Raw genomic sequence first — 15,007 nt, 5'->3', positions numbered from 1 at the left:
CAGCATCACCAGTTCAGCAAGCTGCCTAACCTTCACGCAGCGCTATCATAGCGCTACCCGGCTCTCGCGCGCATGCGTCAATCAGGCGGTCTTCGTCGTATGCGTACGATGCGCAATACGCCGGATCAACAGATATCGCTGACCGATCCGGATGCCCGTTCGATGGCCACCAGCGGACGCGGATCGGGTGTCGTCGGCTATAATGTCCAGGTCGCGGTGGACACCGCGACACCATCTGATTGTTACGCACGAGGTCATAAACGTCGGCCGACAACGGCCGCGCGCCGATCCTATCCGTTTGCACACAACCAAGACCCGGAACGGACATATCGGGATCACCGCTTCCAGAGAGGAAAAAAGGCGCTTAGTGCCAGGCGGGAGATCGTAAATCAGACGCCGGCCGCCGCCTTCATTTCACCCGCGAGTTCATCGTAGCAGACCGTCCACGCCTCACGAACGGCGGGCGTGAGATCCTCTCCAAGCGCCTGTTCGAGGGTCCAGAGCAACGCTTCCCGCACCGCGTCATAGTCCGCGAGCTTAACCCCGTACTCGACATGGCGGAGGGCAAGGTCATGGATCGCGGGCGAAAGGTGATCCAGCGCGGGTAGATTGTAGACGACCATAGCGAGCATGGTCATTAGCTTGACGCCCTGAATACGCATGTTGTTTCTGAATAGCGGCCGGAAATTCGGATTGGTGGCGAATAGCCGCTCGTAGAACAACGCCCCGGCGACCTCAGGCATCGCCGCGAGCCGGGCGAAGGTGGTCTGAACAAGCTCCTGCTGCACAGCATCCACGATGTCATTTCCTTTGCGCGCGGGCGCGGCTCACTCGGCTGCGCGCGACACATGATAGCAATCGGATGCGACAGCTCAGGCGCATAGAAGCGTCGTGCAACCTGATGCATCTCATTGGCGCGCGATTTCCGTGGGTCATTCACACGGAAGCAGTTGCGATGTCGCCTCATTTAGCGCCAAGCAACGTCTCATTTAGCGCCAAGCGGGAGATCGCCCCGAGCAATTCACGATGTGTCCTTTCCTGTCGTGCGCTGGCCATTCACTCGTCCTTGCGATGCCGCACGCAGCATGGTGGGCGGGCTACCGAACTCGCTTGCGAACGCGCGATAAAACGTCGCCATACTGTTGAACCCCCAGCCAAAAGCTATATCGATCACCGATCGGCCGGTTCCCGTCGCGTCGGCGACGGCGTCGCGGCACCGGAGCAGTCGCTCGCGCGAAACGTATCGGGCGAAACTGACATTGTTTGCCTCGAACAGGCGATGCAACTGGCGCGCCGAGATGCCGAGTGCGGCCGCGGCGCTGGCGGCGGTCAGGGAAGGATCGGCGAGATGCAGGTCGACGTAACGCTTGGCGGCCGCGAGCCGCGCCGATTGTAGCGAATCCCGCCCCCGATTGATGCCTTCGTTGGAGATGTTACAGCTCAGTGCCACGAGACCGCAGAGATTGCGCAGCACGGCTTCACCGTGTTCGTTGGAGAGCAGCGGGGCTTGCGCCTTCGCCGCATCAATAGCTGCGCCGAGCAGCGAGCCGAGCGGCGAGGCACCGGCCAACCGAAACGGGCGTTCCAGTCGGCCCCCGGTTATAATCGGCGAGAGTGCAGCCCGCGGGATGATCAGCATGTCGAACGACGCTGGGCCTTTCCATTCCGCGTTGAATTGCCATTCGGTCGAGCTTATGCAGAAATCACCCGGCTCATGAATCAGGTCGACTGGCGTGCTGCGTGCCGCGGCCCTCCAGATGACCGGCGCGCGAAATCGGCGGACGAAGAACGCTTCGATCTTGTCCCTGGCAACGTCGGCCGCCGTCCGTTGGACCCTCTCAAGTCCCGAACTTATCTCCAGCAGCGCAAATTCGCCTGCAATCGATCCATTCGCTTCCGCGCGAAAGGCAGCGGGATCCGGAATCTCGCCCGGCGTGATGCTATGGGCCTGCTTCGCGAAATAGTCGCACCAGAACCTCACGCGGTCGCGCGGCGCAATATGGTCCGTGGAAAAATGGACTTGCATGACCATCCCGTGGGCCGACCAAATGCCTTGGAAACCTAACCTTAGACCGGTTACATGGGCAAAGCGAGGGTGCCAGACTTTGGGGCTGCCACTTTTTAAAGCGGATGTGGAGAGTTCCTTTGCGTCTCGATTCCAGCGGGCGAGCTGATCACCGCACCCGCCTCTCCGCGGCCTTAACTGAACAACAACCGAATGGCGATCGGCGCAAAATGAGACATCGTGCGGCGCACGGTGAGACGACGGTAGTGACCTGCGAGACTATGCTTACTCAAATTCGAGTGTAAGGCCGAATAGATCCTATGAACAATGTGAGTACGCAAAGGAGGTTGAAAATGGCAACCAACGCAACGAGCACGATGATTTTGGATGGCGACTTCGACAAAATCGACTTCCGAGGAGAAGTCGTCGACGGGCACCTCGTCACAAAAGGAATTCTTGCAGACCAAGCGGCAATGGATTCTATCCCAGTAGGGATATACGTTCTCGAAAAGGATGCCACTGTCGTCAAGTGCAACAAAGCTGCAATCGCGGGTTGGGGACGCACGCCGTCTCTGGGAACCTCGGAAAAGTATTGCGGGTCACACCTTCTGCGTTACCCTTCAGGAGAAGTGATGCCGCACGAAGTTGCACCACCATCCGTGGTGATCAACAACGGCGCCACCGTTCGCAACGCCGATGTGATTTGCGAGCATCCGAACGGCAATCGTCTTCTGGCGCTCGTTAATGTCTTTCCAATTCGTGACAACGAGGACGAGGTGATCGGAGCCGTCAACATTTTCCGTCACAATACCAGCAAGACTGTCCCTGGCTTACTCTCCGAGTCTGCAAATAATTCCGATTCCGAGATCGGTGAGGGGGAGGAGCAGTGAGGCTCCCTTCGCCGCTTCTGGTTCCGTAGTTCTTCATAGGGACCTTCTCGGCATGTGGCGTACCAGAAGCTCAATGTTTGTCCGCCGCACCCGGCTGACCGCGTTTTCGGGCCCTGGAAATTACAAGTACGCTAACTAGGGCGCGCGGTGCTTTTGCGCGCGCCATACATTTGCGATGGAGCTAGCTGTGCGATCGAACGAGCGACGTGAACGGGAGCGTGAGATGCGTGACGCTGGGCGGCTGCCCCCAGGACAGTCGCTGACGCTCAAGTGGCCGGTGCTGCATGTGGGCTCGGTGCCGCTCTTTCGTCCCAGGACGTGGGATTTTCGCGTATTCGGCCTGGTAGAGGAGCAGCTGCGGCTTTCGTGGGAAGAGCTCTCCAATCTGCCGCAGAGCGAGGTATTTTTGGACATGCACTGCGTCAACGGCTGGAGCCGGTTCGACAACCATTGGGGAGGATTGCTCGCCACAGAATTGATGAAGCGAGTGAAGTTGCGGCCAGAGGCGCGGCATGTGATGGTCCATGGCGAGAACAACTACACGGCAAACCTGCCACTCTCGGATTTTCTGCGCCCGACGACGATTTTCGCGCTGCGGCATAACGGCGAACCGCTTACTGCTGAGCATGGCTACCCGCTGCGCCTCGTGGCACCAAACCTCTATGCGTATAAGAGCGTGAAGTGGGTGCGCGGGATCGAGTTATTGGATCGCGAATCGCCGGGCTTATGGGAATTTAACGGATATCACGTCTACGGCGACCCGTTCAAAGAGCAGCGATCTTCGAGCTGAACATCGGGACGCTGGAGATATGGGTCGCTCTCAAGTACGGCTGCTCGAAGCCAATCGTTAGACTATTTCACCTACAGGTACGACTTCATCAGAACAACAACATAAGGATGAACGAGTGCATAAAGGTCAGTCCGGGCATCGCTAGACCGGTTCATTCGTCCTGTCTGCTTAGGTGCCGTCCAATTAAGCTGAGGATCACCTGCTGCAGGTGAACTCGATCCCTTGAACGGACGGCAAGCCGCCCGCGAGTACCGTCTGCACCGAAATGCCATTTTTCTTGACTTCGCCATGGGTCACGGCGACGACCTCGAGGATTGCTCCGGCGCAAATTGTTCCAAATATCTCGCCGTCAGGCCGCGAGAGCCAGATAAGAAATCATCCCCAGTTCCACATGTCCGATTTCCAGTCGTCCTAGCCCATTTGCCGTTTTTGCGCTCGATTGCTTGATCATTATTGCTGAAATTCGAATTTGCTTGCGGCGCTCGTGGAGCCTAGCGAAGGCAGATGCGATTTCCAGCTGTCCGAAGGCGGTATAGTTCACGATCGTCGGCCCGAGCGCAAACCACAATATGACCGAACTCCTGGTCGCGCGCCGGCAGGTGATTGAGCGGTCATGACGGATCTTCATCCGATTTGGCGCGCTGCAGAGCCGATTCGACGCATCCGAGCAGAACCTCCTCGTCGATGGGTTTGGTCAGGTAGCCAACGACGCCATGACCTAGAGCCCAAGCTCGCGTGCGGTCATCGGGGTAAGCGGTGATCAGAATTGTTGGTATGTTATAGCCAGATCCTGCCAAGTTGCTATGCAACTCAGTCCCAGTCATGCCCGGCATGTGGACATCAACGATCAAACAGGACGTATGGCGTACGTTGGGAGACGCCAAAAAATCCACTGCGGACGAAAAGGCCTCAATCGTGAAACCCATTGCTCGCATGAGATCCGCTAACGCCGCGCGAAACTGCTCATCATCATCGATGATCGAAATTTGACTCTTGCTGGGCATATCCCGCATCTCGCGTTCCGCGTCCATTTCAAGAAGCACACTGCGCGGCTATCCAATCATCGCGCGGCGGACCGCATCCCCAGCAGTGAAAGTGTAACGACAAGGGCCTCGACTTGGCGATTATATTGTGGACGGGCGATGCCACACTTCGGAATAATCGATGCTATACTCTGGAACAATCAATGCAGAACTTCTGAATAGTTCAGCCCGGTTTGGGCCACGTCCGAACGCGTACGCTGATGCCACGTCGATGCGCTTGACGCGGCCGCAGCACCCTTTCGGCAGCCGATTAAAAGCATGAATTGGCTTACGCAAACAAGAACGTCTTTGCGGATGGAGCCACGTGCCATCATGAAGCGATTAGGAGCGCGGCGACTTTATGCCAAGCGCCTCCGCCATTTTCACAAGCTCAGCCAGCGATTGCGCACCCATCTTCTGCATCACGTGGCTGCGGTGCGCCTTCACAGTGATCTCAGCTACGTCTAGCTGGAAAGCGATCTGCTTGTTCCTCAAGCCGGTAGTCACGAGAGCCAGCACCTCTCGCTCGCGCCGGCTCAAACGCTCGAGACGCGATTTCAGCTCCGTGAGCCGCTGCTCGGCTTTCCGCCGCGTTCGATCGCGCTCCAGCGCGATCGTCACTGCATCCAGCATATCTTGATCGCGGAACGGCTTGGTCAGAAAATCCACAGCTCCTGCCTTCATCGCCTTGACCGACATCGGAATGTCGCCGTGGCCGGTCATGAAGATGATGGGAATGGAAGCGTTCACTTTCGACAGCTCGGCTTGAAAAGCGAGACCGCCCAAGCCGGGCAATCTGACGTCAAGCACGAGGCAGCTCGCCACCTCGCGTAACAACTCGCCTTCGAGTAGCTCTGCGGCCGACCCAAACAATTTGACTTTGTAGCCGACCGAGTTGAACAGATCTCCGAGAGAGTCGCGGAAGTCCTTGTCATCGTCAACGATGACGATAGTTGGTGCCTCGGCTACGGCACGCTTTTGATTAGAATGCTGCGCCACGAGATACTCTTCCGATACGCGCCGACTTGCAGTGTAAAAATATCACCTTCACGAGGGCCATTCAACGCACAACGCCTCCCGAGAGTTCCAGTGTAGAACGCCATCGTTCGTGGCCACGAGAAGTTCACCAGGTCGATGGTCATCAGGACCCTTGGTGTAAGCCGACCGATGAAATGTCAGCTCAACTCACGCTCCGTTAGCAGCGACAGATTGCGGAACGCCCCTCGCATCGCTCTGTGGCCGTTGGGCAAGGGTGTTCCCCTTGCGCCGCTTCAGCCTTCAGTCGCTTTGCTGAACTCCCGCTCCGGGCTTTCCGCTTCCTGTTCGCCAAGAGTCTTCCAGCTCGCGGAGCCAAGATGGCAAAGCAGTCTTGGCCGGTTGCCGATGGGCTATGGGGAGCATCGAGTACGGCCAGATCTCCGATTTGCTGCGTGTTAACTGGTTCGGCGTCTTCAGACGAAATGATCCGTTTAAGTGCGATACCGTGCTCGCCGCTACGGTCGCGAGAACGGATGCTGCCAGGGCCATCACTCGTAGACGCATGTCTTCCTCAGGCTCGTGAGCTGCTTTCTAGCGGCACCGAAAGCCCGATCATCCTTATCGCAATGTGAGGCCGAGATGCCTCCATTTTCCGAATAGCAAAATTGGTCGCAACGCACGCAGCTCATTCATGTGTCATAGGAGGAGCCACACTTCGGCGATAATCCGTGGGGGCAATTCCGGTCGCCTTCCGGAACGCCGTGGCGAACGCGTTAGGAGTTCTGAAGCCTACCGCCAAACCGATTTCCGCCATCGAGCCTGCGCGTTTTGCCAGCAGTACCTTGGCGTGCTCAACACGACGGCTGGTCTGGTACCGATGTGGCGGCATTCCGAGAGATTGCTTGAATACCCGGCAGAAGTGATACGGGCTCAGACGAACGAGCTGCGCCAACGTGCCAATCGGTATCCGCTCATTGAGATGTTCGTGGATATAGGCAGTGACGAGTCGTTGCTGCCACGGTGCAAGGCCACCTCGGAGTTGAGGTTGAATGCTGGGCATCCCACAAGTGAAACGCGCGACTTCATGTATGAGCAGAGTACCGAGACTCCCGAAGGAGATCGGGTCTCCTGCAGAGCTCTCGACGAACGTCTTCAGCTTGAGCGCGGTGTGCCATAGCGTTTCGTCTTCGAATAGTAGGCGTGGAGCGTCCGGTAGGTCGGTGATGCCAGGCTTGGAAAGAGCCTTCAGCTTCTCAGGTTCGAAGTAGAAGTACATGAGCCGCATCTGCGACCCGCGTGGCTCGTGCCAATCATGAAATTCGCGGCCAGCCGGCACGAATGTCAGCTTCCGCTCGAGGTTCCGGATCGCTGATCGCGGCAGACCTTCCACAAATGTCTCTCCGTTGCGGCGCTCTCCCTTCTCGTACATCACGAGCATATGCATTGGAGCCCGAAAATGATGTTGGATTTTGCTTCGGCTGGCGAATCGCACAGATTCGGCCGCCATGCCTTGCCCCGCTACAGTGAGGCGTGTCACAGCCTCGGAAGGAGAGATTTCAACGACAGGATGGATCCCGTCCGCCGCGACGTAACCATCCAATTGGCGAGCTGGATCGAAATTGGACGAGTCATGGTCACGTGCAATGATCGGGGATCGAGTTATCGGAAGCAACACTTGTGATCTTGAAAGTTGTTGCAGATCTTCAGTGCCGTTCAGCGAATCGCGTGGTTTCGATAAATTCTCGCCTAAACGGACTTGCTGGATCTCGGCTCGCAGCGTGGAGGGCGAATGTGGTGGGCGGCCTTCTGCTATCGCTTTTCGGGTTCGCTTGAATTGGAGTGCTGTCAACTGGTCATCATCGGCTAGACGCATGGAGACGAACTCCGGGTCCTATTCAGGATTTCATTCATCCATTCCGTTGTCGCGATCGCGGTGCCCGTGTTGGGGGTAGTAGGCCCCGCGTCAGCGGCAGCTTCCTTCGCCCGAAAGCTGCTACAAGCGATACGAGGTGATCCTGCCCTACGACAGGCAAGTCCTCAATTGCACTCGCGTTTGCACGTCTGACAGGAAGGGCGAAACGGGTTAGACGTTTGGCGGAGCAGGGCTGCGACTTTTGGATATCCCCGTTTCGACTTATTTGTAAACTCAAAGGAAAGCCGCTTGAGGTTCGGGAGCGGCGCGACCGGATCTCGGCGCGCTCGAAATTGCTGCTGACCGCGAACCGGAGCGATGAGCGATTACGTATCCTGTTAGAGGTCGTGATCCAGTCTCATCTTGAATGAGCCCTGCTCATCGTGTGCTTCTTCGGACGGCGTCTATAGATGCCAGTGTAGACCAGGAAGCTCTTTGGTATCGATCAGAAGATCGCCCCACAGGGTGGAGCCTGTCTCAAATTTGCCGGACGCATTTACGCTTTTTCGTAACGGCCCGCGACGTAACGCATCGTAACGCTTGACCGTAACGCACCGCGGCGGCGTGACAGCGTAACGCGATCCCGCTGATCCCGAGGCTGCGACGATTGCCTAGGGGAAGCAGACACAGTTCTGCGCCTGCTGCAAGGCGCGAACTGACTGATCCTGAGAGCATCGCGACCCGCCATCGGGGCTGATCATGCCCGAAGAAGTGGGGATGGTGATGAAGGACCCGTGCTCCAGAGCAAACCAATCTCGGCCGCGCGGTCGCGGTCAACCTGCTTTCGCCGGATAACAGTTAGCTCATTGACGCAAGCGAGAAACTCGCTGATCGCGGCGCGCATTCCAAACTTCGCACAGAGGTCACGATTTTCTTCTGCTATCGCGAGACCAAGTCGGCACGGCTGGTCCGGCGGTGAAGGCTACATACAGACCACGCAGCAATAGCGCGGGAAAAACAATGAGTACGCAAGGCGTGAATGTCTTTCAGCGTTCGTCACGATAGGAGAAGTGGTGCTAGCTTTGGTGACGTTCGGAGGAGTGGTGCTAGCTTTGGTCATTGCAATCTCCTTCACGTGGAAGTCATTAAATAAGCCGCGAACCCAGACGCCAGCTCCTGGTGGGTTGAGCTGCCACGGTTGGCGGAAACCGCCAGCCGTACGGGAGCCGGAACGCATTGACCAGATGCGGCCCGGCGAAATCGCGATCATCCCGAGACGGTCGAGCAACTTCGGCGACCGCGACACCGCAGGCCGTGCGGTGTCGTTGTGCAGCCGGAACGCGACGTAGCTCACGCTCGCCTTGCTGCCGTCACCGATGGCCGCCTCGATCGCCGCGAACACCCAGCGCGCGCTCTGGGGGCAGCGCCGCATAGGCCGGGTTTTCTGATCAATGCGCCATCGTTGCCTTCCTCAGTTGGCTACTGGGCCATCCACACCGCCAGCGCGACCATAATGACCGTCGCGACGAAGACAAGCGCCTGAGCGTTAGACATGCGCCACATCGCGCACCGCCGCCTATTCTGTACGAGCTGGTACAAACGTTACAGCGATATGATTTGCAAATATCTTGACACCGCGCCAACCGGCACTTTGCTCTGTGCCCCAAAGGCCCCGGAAGCGAGGGGGTGCACACAAAGGAAAGGCGGCGCGCGTCCTAAAGGTCAGGTGTCGAAAAAAACGTATCGACTGATGATTCGTTCGTGCTTTACCGTGATTACATCCCGGCCCTTGACGACCGGGTTGCCGTCTTTCCCCGCGAGCGCCCAAGTGTACGTAGACATCTCCCCCGTTGTCTGGATCGGGCCGGTGACGGCGAGCTCCATTTCCGGCATCTGCGCCTGTACCGTTTTAATCGCGAGTTCAATGCCCGCAAAACCAGAAAACCACGCGGCCGGCTCGCCGATGACCACGTCTTCTGCATAGGTTAAAGGGATGCCCGTGATGCGCTCAGCGGCATGTCGAGCGTTCCAGATTTTCAGGTGCCGATCGATAATCTTTGCGACGGGATTGGACATGTCTCACTCACGCTTATGTGCAAGGCGTGATCGCCCTGCGCTCGCATCAACCCATGCTCCCCGGCATGAAGCATCTGACGCCAACCAAAGCGCCGTGCAGATAGTAGGGCCAGACCATCGTGCGACCAGCGCGGTTCGGTCCATCCACGACAGCGTCGTTCGGAACATCAACCCACTCGCCATCAATGCGCGCGCGATAGTGACCGTCTTTCGTTTCCCAATCGGCGTCATCAACGCGCTTCGCATCACTGCCATCGCAGCAGGGCCCCTTGCCACTGGACAAGCTCTCATACCAACTGTTCAACTCAGGGCGTTGATGATCGTGGGCGCGAGCGTGACCGATTGTGGAAACCGACAGCATGACCGTGAATGCTACCAGTGTTGCATGCCAAATGTGATTGTTCATCTCGCGCCCAATGTCGTTCGCTATTCGTCCATTATTCCATTTCCACTGTCGCACTTTATGAGCCTGTGCACCTTTCCAATGCATCCAACCTAAGACGATCGCGATCAGCGGCTCAATTGAACGTAGGTAACCCTGCGGCATCTAAAGGGGTCCCGGATACGATACGAAGGTTTATGCGCTCGCCCTCTAAAGCCACGTATTTTCCCGCGAGCGCCAGAACCGGGCAGGCGACGTCAGCAAGCTCCTTGCGCGTCTCGGCGCTGACAAGCATGCGGTATGCGGCGGCATAGCCTCTTGGGTCGGCGCCGAGCCAGCGGGCTCGAGCTTTGCGTCTGGCGCCGTCGTTCGTCCACAGATGATCCGGAAAAGCTTTCGGGAAGACATCGCTGTCAATCCCCCGCATGCCTTTCTCATCCGCCGTGTCGGCGGTGTCGAGCGCCGCCGCATGCAGCTCCGGGGGGACGCCGAGCGCAAGACTGATCAGGATGAGTTTGGCGGTGTCTTCCCGGCGCATGCGAACCCTGGTGACCCAAATGGCCCGGTCGAGGCCTGTCCGCTAACCAGATCACATGCGCGCTGATATCCAGGATGGCCCGGAGCACTGTGCTCCAAGCAGAGGCCGGATACATTGACGCAAGACCGCATCTACCGGATCGTCGAAATCTTCTTGCACCGCACAGCCGGACCATACATTGGGTCAGGCTTCGAAGTGCCTTCCGGCGCGAGCTTAGTCAGTTTTTCCTGTCATAGTCTCACATTCTCAAATGCGTGATTCTGATGTTTGGAGAATTGCAGCGGCGAAGAACAAGCTCGACTCGCGACAAATTGCGTGCTCCATCCTTGGATTGCGGAGACAGAAGCTTCGCGGGCCCTCTTCCTGCATTGGGCAAAATAGCGATGAGAGAAGGAGGAGGTCTCGCAACGCACAACGTTTAGCTGCATTGCAACAACGGCTCCGCGGCTCCCGCCCGATCGTCTCCCGACACCCGTGATGTTTGCGCTGGTCAATCACCCGAGGTCGGCCTGACGGCGAATCCGAGATTCATCGTTCTCCAACCGTATCCGGTGAGGTGCTAATCTTTTGGAACCTATCCAAACGGCTCTGGTAAAGCCTGACAACGGCAGGAGAGAGCTATCTCGAGAAACAGGTGCAGCTCACTTGGGATCCGATTGCCCTTGCGGCGCAAACTGCAGAACATCGCGAAACAAAGCCAGCTGCTGATGCAGCGCTTTGTGTCACATCAGCCGGACGCGGTTAAGTTCGGCATGGGCGACACGTCGACGCTCGGGTTCGACTTTTTCGAGCTCATGACAAAGATGATGGCCGACCCGGTGGTAGTCGCTCGCGCCCAGATCGACCTATTCTACGACACGCTAGGTATCTGGCAGAAAACTGCGGAACGCATGCTCATGCTACGTGCACGCGAGGCCGGTCCCCCGAAAGACAAACGCTTCAAGCATCCGGACTGGAGCGAGAACGTTATCTTCGACTTTGTGAAGGACAGCTATCTCGTTGCGGCGAAGTCGCTTCTTTCTGCAATCAGCGAAACTAAAGGCATGGATGAGGCCAGCGCTCGTAAGGTCGATTTCTACACGCGCCAATTCATTGATGCTTTGTCGCCTTCCAATTTCGTCGCGACCAATCCGGAGGTCCTCACCGCGACCCTGGAGTCTGGCGGACAAAACCTGCTACGTGGTTTGGAGAACCTTCTCGTCGATCTGGAGCGCGGCGATGGTCCGCTTGCGATTACAATGACCGACATAAAGGCTTTCCGCCTCGGCGAAAACATCGCAACGGCGCCAGGAAAAATCATCTACCAGAACGAGCTTATGCAATTGATCCAATATGCTCCGTCGACAAACGAATGTCGGAGGCGGCCACTGCTCATCGTGCCGCCGTGGATCAATAAGTTCTATGTTTTCGATCTTCAGCCGAAGAACTCTTTCGTCAAATGGGCTGTCGATCAAGGACACACGGTGTTCGTCATCTCCTGGGTGAATCCCGATGAGAGGCTCGCTGAAATGAGCTTTGAAAATTACATGCTCGAGGGACCGTTGGCGGCACTGCACACGATCGAGTCCGCGACCGGAGAGCGTAGCGTCAACGCGATAGGCTATTGCCTCGGCGGAACCCTGCTTGCCTCGACGACGGCTTTTCTGGCCGCGAAGGGCGACGACCGGATTGCAAGCGCCACCTATTTCGTGACGCTCGTCGATTTTACTGAAGTCGGTGATATGGCCGTCTTCATCGACGAGGAACAACTGGCGTCTCTTGAAAGACGGATGCGCGAGCGCGGCTATCTGGAAGCGCAAGATATGGCGACGGCGTTCAATATGCTGCGCGCGAATGACCTGATCTGGTCTTTCGTTGTCAACAATTACCTGCTCGGCAAAGAGCAAATGCCCTTTGATCTTTTGTTTTGGAATTCCGATTCGACGCGCATGCCGGCGGCGATGCATTCGTTCTATTTGCGCAAGATGTATCAGCGAAATCTGCTGACAAAACCCGGCGGCATCACGTTGGCGGATACGCCGATCGATCTGTCGAAAGTCAGAACCCCGGCCTTCATTTTGGCCACGCGCGAAGTCCACATTGCGCCGTGGAAGTCGACCTATGCGGCGACATGCTTGTATTCCGGGCCGGTCAAAGTCGTTCTATCCGCTGCGGGCCATATGGCTGGCGTGATCAGCCCGCCAAGCAGCAAATATGGCCACTGGGCGAACGACAACGTGCCGCCCAGTCCGGACGAGTGGCTCGCCGGCGCTACGCCTCATCAAGGGTCCTGGTGGCCGCTTTGGGACGAATGGGTAACGCAATTTGATGCAGGCCGGGTTCCTGCCCGCGAACCGGGCGGCGGCAAGTTACCGGCTATCGAAAACGCGCCGGGCTCGTACGTACGCGTGAGATCAATGGCCTCGTAAGTTGCGGGGAAGCGATGGTACGACCGCGACTGCACGCAAATCAAATGTTACGGAACGGTGATGTCCGCTCTAACCCTCAGCAGCGGCCATCCTTTTCTGAGCGGTCCGGCTTCGTTTCGGGCCAATCGCGCCGCTCTGACCTGCCGCCCGCGACTTCCGTCTACCCTGATAACCGGACAACCGCCGAGCTGCCTGCGATGTCTCGGTTGGGGCCAGAAGCTGACGTCTCCGGCACTCAGCTCTTTCTGCCTAATAAGGAGCGCAATGGTTTTCGGTTTCGATGACTATCCGCTCGCCGCAAACAGATCCCACTTCCCGGGCAGTCCTTTGAGTTCGTAAGAACCGCGTTCGGCGAATTTCAACCCGGCTCCGGCGACGAGGTCGGTGACGACGCGCGAAACCAAAACGTCATCGGAGACGCATTGCGACATCACGCGCGCGGCCGCGTGTACGGCGATGCCAGCAATGTCATTGCCTCTAGTCTCAATCTCCCCCGGTGTGCAGGCCGGCGCGAACGGAGAGTCCGATCTGTTTCGCCGCCGAGCCAAAGGCGAGCGCGCAGCGCACCGCTCGTCCAGGACCGTAGAAGGTTGCTAGAATGCCATCGCCAGTGCTCTTCACCAGATTGCCGCGGTGCTTACCGACCATGTCTCTTGCAATCTGATCGTGATTGTCGAGCAGCCGAAGCCAGCGCTCGTCGCCCATCGCAGTGGCGCTGCGCGTGGAGTCAACGATATCGGTGAATAGCACGGTCGACAGCACGCGCTCAAACTCAACCGCGCCATGATCGCGGCGACCGGTGACGAACTCCTCGATATCTCCGGGCACGGTCTCGTTGTTGGCGGTCCAGACCGCGTGGTCGCCAATTGGATATTCAATGTATTTGACGCCCGAGATCGCGGCTGCGAGCTTTCGGCCGAGATCGACCGGCACTTGGAGATCGGCTTTGCTGTGCAAGACGAGGGCCGGCACCTGCAACGTCGGCAGGATCGCGGTCACGTCGATCTGGCGGTTGAGTCGTAAGAGTGTTCGCAGTGCACCGGGACTACTCGCCAACCGCTCCCACTTAGCATATTGCGCGATCACGGCTGGATCGACCGCCTCGCTCGGAGCGATAGTTTTGGCCAGTTCGCCGGTACCCCACAGCCTCAGGATCTGCTCGAAACGTGCCTCCCATGCCTCATCCGAGAGACGGTCCGCGGATCGGCTGAAACAGCCGGCTAGAATGAGGTGCGACACGCGCTCAGGGTATGTCGCGGCGAACAGCACACTCATGCAACCACCTTCGGAGAAACCGACCAGCGCCGCGTGCTTGGAGCTGATGGTATCCATGACGGCACGGACATCGTCCATACGCACCTCGAGCGACGGCGCACCCGACATCCGGTCCGACATCCCTTGTCCGCGCTTGTCGAAGGTCACGACCCGGGCGAAGCCCGCGAGCCGCCGCAGAAAAGCGGTGTATCCTGGGAGTTCGTGCTGGAATTCGATATGTGAGATGAAGCCGGGAACCAAAATCAGGTCGATTGGCCCGTCGCCCATCACCTGATAGGCGATGCTAACGTCGCCGCTCTGGGCATATCTCGTCTCGGGCAGTTTGAAGTCAGTCATCGAGCGAAACCTCGGGGCCTACTCCATTGTTGCCGCCCGAATAGCCGAGATCAACCCCGTAGCTTCTGCCACTCCGGTTTTACGTCTAAAGACCTCAGCCGTAGTCCCGCACATTTCCGCCTTGGGTCAAACTGCGACTTCACGGCATCACCCGACGACCTCCGCCTTACCCCGATAACCGGCACTCCACACGACGGTCGGAAGGACGGTTGCGGGCCAAAATCCGAAATCAGCACCAACGGCGAGCCGGTAGACGCGCCGTGCTTCTTCTGGGGCGCGCGGACGATTCGATTTGTCGCTTGGCGGCGCCGACCTCGCGAACGTACTGGGTGAACAACAGCGTCACCCGTCTGATGGACCGATGTCGCTCGGTAGCTGCCGAGCGAGGTGCGACGTTCCCATCACTCGCAAAGGTGGTCGATCCTAAACCTCGGTATACGCGTCTCAGACAAATG

14 protein-coding genes and 1 pseudogene are annotated in these 15,007 nt (G+C 58.0%); 4 read left to right on the top strand and 11 right to left on the bottom strand.

Annotation, left to right across the window (positions count from 1 at the left end; translation table 11 throughout):
* Positions 1–120 precede the first annotated feature (120 nt).
* Positions 121–277, top strand: a pseudogene (locus AC5ZG5_RS30565) (IS5/IS1182 family transposase); the annotation flags it as partial.
* A gap of 112 nt (positions 278–389) precedes the next feature.
* Here the strand turns inward: AC5ZG5_RS30565 and AC5ZG5_RS30560 are convergent.
* Both AC5ZG5_RS30560 and AC5ZG5_RS30555 read right to left on the bottom strand, forming a co-directional pair.
* Positions 390–797 carry a globin domain-containing protein gene (locus AC5ZG5_RS30560; RefSeq protein WP_245474606.1) on the bottom strand — a complete coding sequence of 136 codons (408 nt, stop codon included), beginning with the start codon at positions 795–797 and terminating at the stop codon, positions 390–392.
* Between the two features lie 224 nt (positions 798–1,021).
* Positions 1,022–2,026 carry a helix-turn-helix domain-containing protein gene (locus tag AC5ZG5_RS30555; RefSeq protein ID WP_456645662.1) on the bottom strand — a complete coding sequence of 335 codons (1,005 nt, stop codon included), beginning with the start codon at positions 2,024–2,026 and terminating at the stop codon, positions 1,022–1,024.
* Between the two features lie 332 nt (positions 2,027–2,358).
* On the opposite strand from AC5ZG5_RS30555, the gene AC5ZG5_RS30550 reads away from it, so the two are divergent.
* A complete protein-coding gene (locus tag AC5ZG5_RS30550; RefSeq protein ID WP_130224815.1) occupies positions 2,359–2,895 on the top strand; it encodes a PAS domain-containing protein in 537 nt (178 codons plus the stop codon).
* Positions 2,896–3,118: 223 nt separating this feature from the next.
* The gene (locus tag AC5ZG5_RS30545) at positions 3,119–3,685 is read left to right on the top strand and encodes a sulfite oxidase-like oxidoreductase (protein ID WP_456645661.1); all 567 of its coding nucleotides are present in this window, start codon (positions 3,119–3,121) and stop codon (positions 3,683–3,685) included.
* Between the two features lie 349 nt (positions 3,686–4,034).
* On the opposite strand, the gene AC5ZG5_RS30540 is transcribed toward AC5ZG5_RS30545, so the two are convergent.
* The 8 genes from AC5ZG5_RS30540 to AC5ZG5_RS30505 form a co-directional block, all read right to left on the bottom strand.
* On the bottom strand, positions 4,035–4,253 hold the full coding sequence (locus tag AC5ZG5_RS30540) for a hypothetical protein (protein ID WP_456645660.1): 219 nt from the start codon (positions 4,251–4,253) through the stop codon (positions 4,035–4,037).
* A gap of 43 nt (positions 4,254–4,296) precedes the next feature.
* Positions 4,297–4,689: a response regulator transcription factor gene (locus AC5ZG5_RS30535; protein ID WP_028164516.1), complete on the bottom strand. Its 393-nt coding sequence runs from the start codon at positions 4,687–4,689 to the stop codon at positions 4,297–4,299.
* A gap of 360 nt (positions 4,690–5,049) precedes the next feature.
* Positions 5,050–5,706 (bottom strand): response regulator transcription factor, encoded by a 657-nt coding sequence (locus tag AC5ZG5_RS30530; protein ID WP_456645659.1) that lies wholly within the window; start codon positions 5,704–5,706, stop codon positions 5,050–5,052.
* Between the two features lie 664 nt (positions 5,707–6,370).
* Complete coding sequence (locus AC5ZG5_RS30525) at positions 6,371–7,558, bottom strand: helix-turn-helix domain-containing protein (RefSeq protein ID WP_456645658.1); 1,188 nt, start codon at positions 7,556–7,558, stop codon at positions 6,371–6,373.
* Positions 7,559–8,519: 961 nt separating this feature from the next.
* On the bottom strand, positions 8,520–8,939 hold the full coding sequence (locus AC5ZG5_RS30520; protein ID WP_456645657.1) for a hypothetical protein: 420 nt from the start codon (positions 8,937–8,939) through the stop codon (positions 8,520–8,522).
* Positions 8,940–9,259: 320 nt separating this feature from the next.
* The gene (locus tag AC5ZG5_RS30515; protein WP_456645656.1) at positions 9,260–9,613 is read right to left on the bottom strand and encodes a hypothetical protein; all 354 of its coding nucleotides are present in this window, start codon (positions 9,611–9,613) and stop codon (positions 9,260–9,262) included.
* Between the two features lie 46 nt (positions 9,614–9,659).
* Positions 9,660–10,160, bottom strand: a complete 501-nt coding sequence (locus AC5ZG5_RS30510; RefSeq protein ID WP_456645655.1) for a hypothetical protein — start codon at positions 10,158–10,160, stop codon at positions 9,660–9,662.
* Positions 10,132–10,533 (bottom strand): hypothetical protein, encoded by a 402-nt coding sequence (locus tag AC5ZG5_RS30505; protein WP_130224803.1) that lies wholly within the window; start codon positions 10,531–10,533, stop codon positions 10,132–10,134. The genes AC5ZG5_RS30510 and AC5ZG5_RS30505 overlap by 29 nt, the downstream gene beginning before the upstream one ends.
* A 662-nt stretch (positions 10,534–11,195) precedes the next feature.
* On the opposite strand from AC5ZG5_RS30505, the gene AC5ZG5_RS30500 reads away from it, so the two are divergent.
* Complete coding sequence (locus tag AC5ZG5_RS30500) at positions 11,196–12,941, top strand: PHA/PHB synthase family protein (RefSeq protein WP_456645654.1); 1,746 nt, start codon at positions 11,196–11,198, stop codon at positions 12,939–12,941.
* A 483-nt stretch (positions 12,942–13,424) separates the two neighbouring features.
* Here the strand turns inward: AC5ZG5_RS30500 and AC5ZG5_RS30495 are convergent, their stop codons facing one another.
* Positions 13,425–14,552, bottom strand: coding sequence for an alpha/beta fold hydrolase (locus AC5ZG5_RS30495; RefSeq protein WP_456645653.1), 1,128 nt, complete (start codon positions 14,550–14,552; stop codon positions 13,425–13,427).
* Positions 14,553–15,007 lie beyond the last annotated feature (455 nt).

The sequence above is a fragment of the Bradyrhizobium sp. Ses1 genome (assembly GCF_059512365.1).
The sequence above is the reverse complement of the archived record's forward strand: the minus strand, read 5'-3'. Positions and strand labels throughout refer to the sequence as shown.

What these genes read in the sequence shown, in the direction of transcription:
- AC5ZG5_RS30550 (WP_130224815.1), top strand. Translation starts at nt 2,359, where the DNA reads ATGGCAACCAACGCAACGAGCACGATGATTTTGGATGGCGACTTCGAC.
- AC5ZG5_RS30555 (WP_456645662.1), bottom strand. Translation starts at nt 2,026, where the DNA reads ATGCAAGTCCATTTTTCCACGGACCATATTGCGCCGCGCGACCGCGTG.
- AC5ZG5_RS30495 (WP_456645653.1), bottom strand. Translation starts at nt 14,552, where the DNA reads ATGACTGACTTCAAACTGCCCGAGACGAGATATGCCCAGAGCGGCGAC.
- AC5ZG5_RS30505 (WP_130224803.1), bottom strand. Translation starts at nt 10,533, where the DNA reads ATGCGCCGGGAAGACACCGCCAAACTCATCCTGATCAGTCTTGCGCTC.
- AC5ZG5_RS30515 (WP_456645656.1), bottom strand. Translation starts at nt 9,613, where the DNA reads ATGTCCAATCCCGTCGCAAAGATTATCGATCGGCACCTGAAAATCTGG.
- AC5ZG5_RS30510 (WP_456645655.1), bottom strand. Translation starts at nt 10,160, where the DNA reads ATGCCGCAGGGTTACCTACGTTCAATTGAGCCGCTGATCGCGATCGTC.
- AC5ZG5_RS30535 (WP_028164516.1), bottom strand. Translation starts at nt 4,689, where the DNA reads ATGCCCAGCAAGAGTCAAATTTCGATCATCGATGATGATGAGCAGTTT.
- AC5ZG5_RS30545 (WP_456645661.1), top strand. Translation starts at nt 3,119, where the DNA reads ATGCGTGACGCTGGGCGGCTGCCCCCAGGACAGTCGCTGACGCTCAAG.
- AC5ZG5_RS30525 (WP_456645658.1), bottom strand. Translation starts at nt 7,558, where the DNA reads ATGCGTCTAGCCGATGATGACCAGTTGACAGCACTCCAATTCAAGCGA.